This window comes from Streptomyces sp. NPDC046977, from assembly GCF_040644455.1.
Taxonomy (GTDB): Bacteria; Actinomycetota; Actinomycetes; order Streptomycetales; family Streptomycetaceae; genus Actinacidiphila.
The window spans coordinates 1-10,196 of sequence record NZ_JBEYWO010000067.1 but is presented as its reverse complement, the minus strand read 5'-3'; the positions used below and the strand labels follow the sequence as shown (position 1 = coordinate 10,196).

The following is a 10,196-nucleotide window of genomic DNA, read 5'->3' as shown; positions in this document are numbered from 1 at the left end:
CGGGCCGCAGGGTGACCCCGGTGATCAGGGAATCCAAGGGCCTGCCGGGCCTGCCGGGCCGCAGGGTGACCCCGGTGATCAGGGAATCCAAGGGCCTGCCGGGCCTGCCGGGCCGCAGGGTGACCCCGGTGATCAGGGAATCCAAGGGCCCGCCGGGCCCGCCGGGCCGCCGGGAACCAGCGCTGTCCCGCACGACTTGGTGGACTTCACCGAAAGCGGGACATTCACCCCGCCCGCCGGGCTCACCCAGGTATTTGTCCAGGTGTGGGGCGCTGGCGGGGGCGGCGGTCCAGGCGTATTGGCGCTCCCGCTCGGCGGAGGCGGCGGTGCTGGTGGCTTCGCCTGGTGTTCCGTGCCGGTGCAGCCCGGAACGGCCTACACGGTGACCGTAGGCCAGGGCGGGGCCGGTGCTCCGCCCCTCGGTGCAGACGGTGCGAACGGGACCGATAGCACCCTGGTAGGGCCTGGTGGTGTACTCGCGTCAGCCGCCGGCGGCGCCGGCGGCCATCCTGGGCTTCTTCTCGGCCCTTCGAGTCCCGGCGGAAGCGGCACCTGTTCGCCCCCTGCCAGCGGCACGACCCGTGACGGCGCTGCGGGCCTGGCCCCCATCAGCCTCACAGGGCCGCCCGGCCAAGGAGGGCAGCCTGCGGTCAGCGGCATCGTCGAACCGGCCCCGATCGGTGCGGCCGAGGGCGGCAATGGCGGTACGGGCCTTGTGATAGCGGCTCCCAATGGCGGCAACGGATACGTCGTCATCTGGTGGTAGCGCGCCGCCGCCTCACCTGACCCGCCACGGCGCAGCACAGCGGCCCGGACCCCTTCCGAGGGAGTCCGGGTCGCTCTGCCCATTCGCCCTCGCCAACCCTAACGACGCCATCGTCATCCAGCACGTCCAGCCCTTGCTCCGTCACCGCCGCCTGACGGGACGAGCGCGTCCGTGCTGCAGACTTGGCGCAGCAGGGACGCAGGGAGGTCTGACAGCGCGGCCACTCGGGATGGGGGCGCCGCCAGCGCTCGCCCCTGCACCGTAAGCGGTCAACGAGCCTGGGGGCCACCCGGCGTGGCGTACACAACCTCTGGCCGCCGAACTGCTAAGCGCCCTGCTACGCCGCCGCCCGCCGACCGGGTGAGTGCGCGCAGCGTGTCGAGCATGCCGCCAACACCGGAGCGTCTCGAGCACCGCGCACGACGTGCGCCGACCCGCTCGCTACCAGGCGCACGCGGCCCGCACGCGAAGGGGGAAGCACCATGGCCAGCTGGGAGCTCCACCACGGCGACGCCCCGACGATCCTGCCCACCCTCACCGGCCAGGTCGACGCGGTCATCTGCGACCCGCCCTACAACTCCGGCGGCTGGACCACCACCGAACACACCACCCGCACTGCCCCGGCCCGTGTCAACCGGGTCCGCGCGGCGGTCGGCATCGTCCGCCTTGCCCTCCAGCAGATCGAGGACGCGAGGCGTCCTGCCCGCTCGACGAAGCCGCCGAAACCCTCGCCGACACCGGCCAGCGCATCCACCACGGCACCCGCGCCCTGTACCCCGAAGGCGAACGCGACTACAGCAACTCTCCCGCCGGCCGCTGAACCGGCGGCCCCCCAGACGACGAAGAGGCGCGCCCCGATGCTTGGACAGCCAAGGGATGCGCCTCTCCTGAACTCGCCCGAGGGCGAGACCGGAGGTTCCATCGTGCCTGCCACGGCTCTCTTACGGCACCCCCGCACACTGCTGATTGCCGCCACGGTGCCGCTGGCTTTGGCGGCGGCTGTTGTGGACGACGTCCGCGTACATCGCCAGCGGGATGCCGCCCGACGCGACCTGCTCACCGGCCTGCCCGGACGCGACGGACTCGCCCCCCCACGCCACTTAGCTTGACTCTGACGCGTAAATAACCGCAGGTGGGTATTATTTCGGGCACGACGGTGATCCCAGCAGCGGGGCAGTTCCCGCCGGGTTTCGTTCCGGTTGGTTCATCCGGTGGCCTCCAGGGGGTCGAGGGTGACCCGGTAGCCGAGTTCGTTGAGGCGGGTTACGGCCCGGCGTGCCGCGCGTTCGGGGTCGCGTCGGGTGAAGTAGTCGCCGCCGAGCTCGTGGTAAGACACGTTGTCGGTGAGCATGTGCCAGATCGCGGTGATGATCGAGTGCTCGACGGCGATGAGTGCCTTCAACATCCAGTACTTCGGCTTCGGTTCGACCAGCAGCCGCTGCATCGGAATCGCCTATGTCCTTCTGCCCGAGCGCTTCCACCTCTACCTGAGCACACCACTGCCCGTGGCCGACCAGATGCATGCATTCGCCGACAGACTCCGCGAAGCAGTAGCCGAACTGTGCGACCTGCTGGCCTCCGAGCGGTCCGGGACCTGAACCCCGCCCCTGGGTCCACCGCCCGCACCGGGTGGCGGACCAGGCATCACGCGTGCGTACGCTCCACCCTGAAACGGCACGGCCCGCCTCATCGGGCAGAACCACGATGGGTGCGGCTCGTTTCGAGTGACGGCCGCATTGCAGATGACCTTGACCCGGCCCTGCGGTGAGCGCCATCGTCGAGCAATGAACTCAGCTGCCGGTCGCAGTCGTAACGAGGTGTGGGTTGAGCTGCTGGACAGCCATCGGCCACCTCATTCGAAAGATGACTGGGCGTCACCATCGATGTGGTTGCTGCTCCAGGCCGCGGTGGCCGATCCGCTGCTGTCCTCGCTCTATCCGTGGAAGGGCATGAACACCCTGGGCGTGTGCACCTCCGATTCATGGCGTGACTTCGGCACGGAGGGGTTCCCGGGAATCGCGGCCGGTCCCGGCGTGTACTCGGTGATCGCCTATCCGGTGGCCGAGGGCCTCGTCGTTCTGGAGACCGATGATCCGGCTGTCGCGGTCGACGTCATGGCTCGGGAGGTTCACAGTCGGCTGGTAGGGCGCACGACGGACGGACGACCGCCTGAGTCTGTTGGCTGAACACGGTTTGGGTTTGCCTGGCGATCAAACGGTGAGGGTGTAATTGCGCTGGTCGGGAGCGGGGTAGAGGCGTTCGTGCTCGCGGGCTGCGTGGTAGCGCCAGTAGGGGGCAAGGTGGCTGTTGGAGACGACGGCACGTAGTCGCAGGACGGCTTCGGCGCCTGCGAGGCCCCAGCGGGCGCCAGTGATGTCGAGCCGGTCGGCGATCAGGTGTCGGCAGGCACCCTCGACCGCGCCGGTAGCGATCGGCCACCCGTTCTTCAGCGCGGTGTCGTAGTGGAGCTGGTCGAGGTGGCCGGTGAGGTAGCGGTGGCAGGCATCGACGGTCTCGCGCCGGGCGGCCGACAGATGCTTCCGAGTGGCGTCGAAGTTCATCTCGGCGGCAGCGCGGGCCGCGTCGCCCGAGAGGATTGCGGTCAGACGGTCGGCCGCCCAGGCTTCGGCCTCGGGGGTGCCCGGTTTGTGGAAGGCATGGGCGGCGGCCCAGACGTACTCGGCGACGTGCACGAAGTCCAGCAGTACGTGGACGGTGACGCCGCGTCGGCCGGTCTCCGCTGTGATCAGGTCGAGCTGGTGGCGGGCCCCGTCGACCAGGACGACCCAGGGCCGCAGATGCTTGGGGTCGCGGGCCTGGGCCTGGTCGAAGGCGTCGGCGATGACCTGCTCGGACGAACGGACCAGCGAGGCGGTGCACCACTTGTTCTCTGCCCGAGGCCCGGGACGGGCGGGCCGTTCGCCGCTGCGGCCGCCTGGCGGGTGGATCACATCGTGCGGGCGCCTGGGTGCGGGACGGGTGTCGAAGACGCAGGCCACGGTCGCCATCCGCTTGCGGTTCGGCTTCTCGCCCGGCGCGAGTCGGCCGCGATGGCTGGTCGCGACCTTCTCGGCGGCCCGGCGCGTGGGTTCACGCAGGGCTTCGGGCCGCATGACCACGCCCTTGCCGTCCACCTGGACCACCAGCGGCATCTCGCGGCTGCACGGGACCGGGATCGCGGTCCGGTAGAAGTCGTCGATGTCGACCGCGGCGGCGACCACGAGCTCTTCGAGCCTGCGCTTGCCGAGCACGTTCCCGCAGCGGCGTGTCACTGCGTCGTGGGCCTGGTCGAAGGAGCCGCGGACGGCCTCGGTGACGGCGAGCCGCCGTAATCCCGTCGAGTGTCGGCCCGCGGGCAGGGACAGTGCCTGGTCGGCGGGGTGGACGTTGCCCATGCCCGGTCCCCGGTGGGCGACCCGGGTGACTCGGACCGTCCCGAACACGGTGGCCAGCCACCGCGAGTGCCCGGTCTCCCGCCAGGGCCGCACGCGCCCCTCCGGCCCGGTCACCGCCGGGCCGGCACCAGCACGGACCTGGTGCTCTTCCTGCCTGGCCCGCAGGTTGAGGTGCTCCTGCAACAGCAGGTGGAGCAGTTCTCGCCCTGCCGCGTCGAGGTGTTCTTCCAGTTCGGCGTGGGTCCAGGTGGTCGCCGGACTGCCTGACAGCGTGTGCATCAGCGTCTCGAAGGCGCTGAGGGGGCGCGCAAAGGAGTCAGCGGTGCATCGGGTGTCGTACGGTGTCATCTCCAGGGCTCTTCCCGTCCAGCATCGATTGGGTCGCACCTTCGAATGTAGGCGCGGAAGAGCCCTGCTGTTAACGGGAGTTGGGTGATTTTGCCGCCTGATGGCGGGCCGGGGTGAACATCCCTGGGGTGTCCTCGTCCAGCCAGCCGCGTTCTACCAGTCGCTTCAGCTTCGACCGCGTGCCCTCGATCTTCCCGGTCTCGGCCGGCAGCCCGATCCTGGGCACGATCTGCTTGGCGCGGACAGGCCCGGGCGCGTCCGCCACCACCTCCAGAATGTCCCGGTACACCTGCGGCAGGACGTCCGCCCCCATGCCGGGCTGCCAGTTCGGAACGGTCAGCACCCCGATAACCCGCCGCTCGGCTCCCGCATACGCGGACGCCGCCGGCTCACCCGCGGTCGGCCGGTCCGCCTCGACACCCACCGCCGCCTTCTCCGGCGTCATGTCCGCGAGCACCTCGGCGACCGTCTCCCGCGTGATCCGCAAACGCTCCAAGCCCGCCCGCGCCAGATCCAGCTGTCCCGACAACTCGGCGAGCTCGGCTTCGAGCTCCTCCACGCGCACCCGGGCAGCCCCCTCGCGCGCTTCGAGTTCCTCGAACAGCGAGCCCATCCGCCACCCCTCCTCCACCACCACGGTAGAGAGGAAAAGCCGCGAACACAGCCCAGTCAGCGTTCTCGGAGTTCAACCATTCCCTTCAGAGGAACCGCACCCAACCACGATTGCGGTGCCTACGCAGCCGCAGGTCGGTCGCCGGCGTCAGTGGCCATGGCTTCCGTGGCCGTGCTCGTCGTGCCCATGGCCGCCATGGCCGCCGTGGCCGTGCTCGTCATAGCCGTCACGGACGATCGTCCATGGACGCATCAGGTCATCGTCCTCGTGTTCGAGAATGTGGCAGTGGTGGATGTACGTCGCCGGCAGCTCGGCGCCGCTGCCCGGAATTGACGCGATCGTAGCCGTCGGTGGAGTGAATTCCTCGATGAAGATTCTGGTCACCGTCTCCGGATAGGATTTGAACGTGTCCTTTCTGGATCGTGCTTCGTCCGGGTCCGGCGGAATCGGTGGGCCGGTGAAGTAGTTCTCCAACACCGGCAGGTCCTCCGGCCTGCGGCCACCGGCAATCCATTTTTCGTAATCCGCCTGGTAGGCGGCCGCGTCGATCGGCTGCCTGTTCAGCACCTGGAAGTTGACGAGGTGGACGTGCATCGGGTGGGCGTCGTGGTTGGGATTGATGTACTCCCAGATCTCGGACGACCCCTCCTTGATGAAGTCCTGGGACGGCGCTTCGAACGGCATGGCGTTGAACGTCATGGTCCTGAAGAGTTCATGCTGGTACGTAACCCATTGCCGCCGACGGGTGTGCGGCTTCGGCTCGACAGGCGCGACCCTCGGCAGCCTGAGTTCCTTGGGCATCCTTGTCCTGTCCGAGCCTCCGGACAACGGTTTGGTGACCTGGAACTCCATGATTTCCCGAATCACCGGCCCCATGCCCGGCATGCCCGGGTAGTGGACCGGCGCGTGATAGTTCGTCAGTCTGACCTTCGTGCCCATGGGCACCTGACTGAAGTCGATGATCAGGTCGTACCGTTCAGCCGGCGAGATCAGGAAGTTCAGTATTTGCAACGGAGCACGGAACCCGCCGTCTGTGCCGACCAGCCAGAACGGGAGTGTGCCCTGAGGCAGTGCGTCCCTGGGATCGGTCTCGAACCTCAGCCGCCAGAAACGCTCGTTCGAAGCGTTGAGAATGCGCAGCCGGTAGCGCCGCCGCTCGACAGCCAGAAAGGGGTACGCCTTCCCATTGACGACCGGCGTGTCCTCGCCCTCCCTCAGGGTCATGGTGTAGGCGAGCGAGCCGTCCTCGTGGAAGGTCCGGTCCTGCAGGATAAGGGGGACCTCGAATTCGCCTCGCGGCAGCCCGAGCCGCTCGTCGGCGGGGTCACGAATGAGCCAGAGACCGGCAAGGCCCGCGTAGACGTTGAGGCTGGTCATCCCCATGCCGTGATCGTGGTACCAGAGCATGCACGAACGGTCGTGATTGGTGTAGGCGGAGATCGCTTCGTTGGCTTTGACCCTGCCGGGGTCCAGAGTGGTGTAGTCCGCCGCGTGGATGCCGTCCGAACTGAACGACTGCATCGGCATGCCGTCGGACTGGGGCGCCGTGAAACCGCCGTGCTGGTGAACGACGTTCCACACATTGATATTCGCCGGAAAGGGCAACGTGGGCTTGTAAGGAGGCGGGGGCGTCGGGGTGAGCTCAGAGCACCCGTTGCGAATGGCATCGATCACGAATTGGAACAGGTGGGTGGTCGGCAGCTCGTTGCGGTACTTGACCACCGTCGGGTGGTCCGTGGTCACGCTGATGGTCGGCCCGAGGTAACCCATGCCGGTCGGCTCGTGAGGAGCGTGCGGGTTATTGGCCCAGTAACCCCACACGTTTGCCGGCCCGAGATCCCGGTGGAAGCTCCACGAGCTCTGCCGCATCGTGATCTCGTAGTAGTCGGCGCCTGGGTAGGTGGAAGGATCCGGGACGGCTGTCAATGGCGTGGGCAGCGGGTCGACGTACCTCTCCAGCCGAGGGGTGTGCGTGAGCGGCATGTCCGGACACACGTTCTCATGAGCCTGCGGCGCAGACGCCCGTGCTCCCAGAGCATCCCCAGCGAACGCGGCCGCACCACCCATGGCGCCGGTCAAGAGCAATTTCCTTCGCCCGAACATCGCCTTCAACCCTTCGTCGCCTCACATAACCCCCAACGGATATAGGGCCGGATCGGAACGCTGCCGCAGCACGCCGGTCCGCACCGAGAATGCCACCCATTAAGCCGGTATTGGGACTATGTGTGGCGCATGGCCCGGGCCACTGCGTCAGGCGACGAACCGTGGTGGTTGTGCGGCAGGTCACGCTGCTTGGATGGACCTGCAGCACCCCGATGCCGGGGCGGTGCGTTTCGAGCACGACCACTATCTGAAGATGTGGGCGCTGTCCGACCCGAAGCTGCGCACCGACTTCGTGATGCTGGACGAGGCCCAGGACACCAATCCGGTCCTGGAACAGGTCTTACTCGCCCAGCGTGGCCACGCCCAACTGGTGATGGTCGGAGATTCCGCGCAGGCCATCTACGGATGGCGCGGTGCAAGGGACGTCATGACCGGCTTCGACGGCACCGCCCTGTCGCTGACCCGATCCTTCCGGTTCGGTTCCGTGCTGGCAGACGAGGCCAACCGGTGGCTGGCGATCGCCGGCGCCCCGATCCGCCTGGAGGGCACCGAGACGATCCCCACCGAGATCGACGCAGTCACCAGGCCGGACGCGGTGCTGTGCCGGAGCAACATCGGCGCCATGGCCGAAGTCCTGCGCCTTCTCGGCCTCGGCCGCCGGGTCGCCCTGGCCGGGGGAGGCGACAGCCTGCGCACCCTGGCCTACGCGGCGCGGGACCTGCAGGACGGACGCCGCACCACCCACCCGGAACTGGTGCTGTTCACGACGTGGGGCGAACTGCAGGACTACGCGGAGCACGACCCCGCCGGCGGTGACCTGCAGCCCTTCGTCGACCTCGTCGACCTGCACGAAGCGGACGCCGTCCTGGCCGCGGTCAACCGCCTCGTCGACGAAAAGAACGCGCAGGTCACGGTCTTCACCGTGCACAAGGCCAAGGGACGCGAATGGCCCCAGGTGAAGATCGCCGAAGACTTCCACCCGCCCAAGGACAGCGGCAAGCGCGACGAGCACGGAAACCCTGTGCCCGGCCCGATCGACGACGCAGACGCCCGCCTCGCCTACGTCGCCATCACCCGCGCCCGCCAACGCCTCGACCTCAGCGGCCTGGCCTGGATCAACGACCACCCCGCAGGCACTGTGGGTCCGCGCGTGGTGGCGTCGCCACAGCCACCACCTGAACCGCTCCCGTGCCCGGCTGGCTGACCGCCCGGAAGTTCTCGGTGAAACCGCCCAGCGTCCGTCCCGGTCCCTCTAACCTCGGGTGATGGACTGGCTCATGGCAGCGTGGGTGGGGGTCGCCGGTGGCGCCAGCATGGACGCCGTCGACGTCATCAATTCCCTGCGGTGGCACCACAAGATGCCGTGGAAGGTGCGGTCGGACACGATCGACCCGCCACCACGGCAGCCCGATGTGCGACCCGGTGAGGAACAGTTGCCCGCCCCCGGCTGGAAGGCGTACCTGGTCGCCGGGGCGTTGCGCCTGTTTGTCAGCGGTGCTCTGACCGGGGCCTTGGCCGCGAGCTATCCGAGCGCGATGAATCCGCTGGTGGCCTACGCCGTCGGGCTGGGGGCGCTGTCAGCAGTCCAGAAGATCGCCACCGTGGTACCCCTGGCGGTCAAGAACACCGCTCGGGCCGCCCTGGGCGGCATGACGGAAGAGGCCCAGCAGCAAGCCCAAGCCCTTCAGCAACAGGCACTATCGCCCCCGGCCCTGGGCAGGCCAACGGCGTTCTCCCCGCACCGCAGACGGGAATGCTTCCAGCAGGCGGCCCACCCCGGCCAACCGGCGTGACCGTACAGCAAGGGATGACGGAACCAGGAGGCCCGGCATGACCATCACCGCCGAATCCTTCACCGGCCGCGTCCTGGCCGTCTTCTCACGGCGCTCCCCGGCCTTCCGGCGACCCGTCGCCTTCTCCCGCCCACCCACCACGGCAGCCCCGACCGGCATCCGGTCCGCACCGGCCCCCGACACCCGTGAGGCGCAGGACAATCCGCAGGCACACCCGGCCTCTTCCAACGCGGCACAACCGCGCCTGGCCGACGTGACCGCGCGGTGGAAAGCGGTGCCCGCCGAGGTACGGCTCCTGCTGCGCGGAAAACTTCTTGTTCTCGAAGACAGCCTGCACAGTGCCCAGAGCGCTATCGGGGCAGTCATTGACCGTGCCTCCGCCAACTCCTTCGACCTCACCCTCGACCGTGCCTCTGCCCTCTCCTTCGCCCTGACCCTCGACCGTGGCCTCGTCCGCTCTTTCGCCGTCGTCCCCGACCGTGTCGTCGTCTTCGACCGTGCCGTCGTCATGAACCTCGGCTTTGCCCTGGACCGTGCCCTCGACCTGGCCCTCAACCTCGCCCGCACCCACGTCCGCGACCTCGGTTTCGCCCCCGACCTTGGCCCCGTCCCCGACCCCGCCACCAACTTTGACGCCGGCACCAGCACCGATCTTGACCCCGAACTGACCCTCATCAGCGTCCTCGTCCGCGGGCTCGGCGAAGCTCGCCGCAATCTGGCTGACGCGGCGAATGATTTTCTCGGTGCCGACGTCACCGCCGTGGATGTTGCCCGCGCTGACCTTGCGGGGATTTGCTGGGACAGCAACACCCAGTGGCCCAGTACCGAGTGGGCCGAGCGCATGTACCGAGCCTCCGTGGAGGACCCTCCCGGGTCCGGAATCTTCAGGGTCGTCCCCGAGGGCATCCTCGAAGCATCGGGCGCCCTGGCATAGGTCTCCCGGGAGTACGACGGGCCTTGACCCCGAATCCTGGACACGGGTTATGCGGCTGGTGCCAGCGTAGTTGGTGCTGTCCGGGACGCTGTTTCGTAGGCGATCGGGCTGGGGACTGTCCATCGAACGGCACCTCTCTGTGTCAAGCGGGGGTGATCAGAGAGGTATCCCAACGTGTTGGATCGGCACCGGAGATCGTGGTCTGCAGCCATGATGTCCGAGGCTGTGGCAGGGGTCGCTCAAG

9 protein-coding genes and 2 pseudogenes are annotated in these 10,196 nt (G+C 68.3%); 7 read left to right on the top strand and 4 right to left on the bottom strand.

The genetic code is table 11. From position 1 onward, the window contains the following. Positions 1-199: 199 nt before the first annotated feature. Complete coding sequence (locus tag ABZ883_RS42395) at positions 200-766, top strand: glycine-rich domain-containing protein (RefSeq protein WP_360917442.1); 567 nt, start codon at positions 200-202, stop codon at positions 764-766. A 482-nt stretch (positions 767-1,248) separates the two neighbouring features. Beyond that, positions 1,249-1,875: a hypothetical protein gene (locus ABZ883_RS42390; protein ID WP_360917439.1), complete on the top strand. Its 627-nt coding sequence runs from the start codon at positions 1,249-1,251 to the stop codon at positions 1,873-1,875. A 95-nt stretch (positions 1,876-1,970) separates the two neighbouring features. Here ABZ883_RS42390 and ABZ883_RS42385 read toward each other — a convergent pair whose 3' ends face one another. Then, positions 1,971-2,171 (bottom strand): hypothetical protein, encoded by a 201-nt coding sequence (locus ABZ883_RS42385; RefSeq protein ID WP_360917453.1) that lies wholly within the window; start codon positions 2,169-2,171, stop codon positions 1,971-1,973. Here ABZ883_RS42385 and ABZ883_RS42380 point away from each other — a divergent pair. Together ABZ883_RS42380 and ABZ883_RS42375 are read left to right on the top strand one after the other, a co-directional pair. Next, positions 2,146-2,364, top strand: a pseudogene (locus ABZ883_RS42380) (choline/carnitine O-acyltransferase); the annotation flags it as partial. The gene ABZ883_RS42385 and the pseudogene ABZ883_RS42380 sit on opposite strands and share 26 nt — an antisense overlap. A gap of 186 nt (positions 2,365-2,550) precedes the next feature. Beyond that, positions 2,551-2,952 (top strand): hypothetical protein, encoded by a 402-nt coding sequence (locus ABZ883_RS42375; protein ID WP_360917437.1) that lies wholly within the window; start codon positions 2,551-2,553, stop codon positions 2,950-2,952. A 24-nt stretch (positions 2,953-2,976) separates the two neighbouring features. Here ABZ883_RS42375 and ABZ883_RS42370 read toward each other — a convergent pair whose 3' ends face one another. The 3 genes from ABZ883_RS42370 to ABZ883_RS42360 form a co-directional block, all read right to left on the bottom strand. Beyond that, the gene (locus tag ABZ883_RS42370; RefSeq protein WP_360917435.1) at positions 2,977-4,509 is read right to left on the bottom strand and encodes an ISKra4 family transposase; all 1,533 of its coding nucleotides are present in this window, start codon (positions 4,507-4,509) and stop codon (positions 2,977-2,979) included. 70 nt (positions 4,510-4,579) lie between these two features. Then, positions 4,580-5,122, bottom strand: a complete 543-nt coding sequence (locus tag ABZ883_RS42365) for a hypothetical protein (RefSeq protein WP_360917433.1) — start codon at positions 5,120-5,122, stop codon at positions 4,580-4,582. 147 nt (positions 5,123-5,269) lie between these two features. Further along, a complete protein-coding gene (locus tag ABZ883_RS42360) occupies positions 5,270-7,201 on the bottom strand; it encodes a multicopper oxidase domain-containing protein (protein WP_360917431.1) in 1,932 nt (643 codons plus the stop codon). A gap of 211 nt (positions 7,202-7,412) precedes the next feature. On the opposite strand from ABZ883_RS42360, the pseudogene ABZ883_RS42355 reads away from it, so the two are divergent. From ABZ883_RS42355 to ABZ883_RS42345, 3 genes and pseudogenes are all read left to right on the top strand, one after another. Next, positions 7,413-8,429 (top strand): annotated as a pseudogene (locus tag ABZ883_RS42355) (UvrD-helicase domain-containing protein); the annotation flags it as partial. 61 nt (positions 8,430-8,490) lie between these two features. Then, positions 8,491-9,018, top strand: coding sequence for a hypothetical protein (locus ABZ883_RS42350; protein WP_360917427.1), 528 nt, complete (start codon positions 8,491-8,493; stop codon positions 9,016-9,018). 37 nt (positions 9,019-9,055) lie between these two features. Next, positions 9,056-9,952 (top strand): hypothetical protein, encoded by an 897-nt coding sequence (locus ABZ883_RS42345; RefSeq protein ID WP_360917424.1) that lies wholly within the window; start codon positions 9,056-9,058, stop codon positions 9,950-9,952. Positions 9,953-10,196: the final 244 nt, after the last annotated feature.

Bases quoted from the DNA above. Each gene is read 5' to 3' on its own strand.
- ABZ883_RS42350 (WP_360917427.1), top strand. From the start codon at position 8,491: ATGGACTGGCTCATGGCAGCGTGGGTGGGGGTCGCCGGTGGCGCCAGC.
- ABZ883_RS42390 (WP_360917439.1), top strand. From the start codon at position 1,249: ATGGCCAGCTGGGAGCTCCACCACGGCGACGCCCCGACGATCCTGCCC.
- ABZ883_RS42345 (WP_360917424.1), top strand. From the start codon at position 9,056: ATGACCATCACCGCCGAATCCTTCACCGGCCGCGTCCTGGCCGTCTTC.
- ABZ883_RS42370 (WP_360917435.1), bottom strand. From the start codon at position 4,509: ATGACACCGTACGACACCCGATGCACCGCTGACTCCTTTGCGCGCCCC.
- ABZ883_RS42375 (WP_360917437.1), top strand. From the start codon at position 2,551: ATGAACTCAGCTGCCGGTCGCAGTCGTAACGAGGTGTGGGTTGAGCTG.
- ABZ883_RS42365 (WP_360917433.1), bottom strand. From the start codon at position 5,122: ATGGGCTCGCTGTTCGAGGAACTCGAAGCGCGCGAGGGGGCTGCCCGG.
- ABZ883_RS42385 (WP_360917453.1), bottom strand. From the start codon at position 2,171: ATGTTGAAGGCACTCATCGCCGTCGAGCACTCGATCATCACCGCGATC.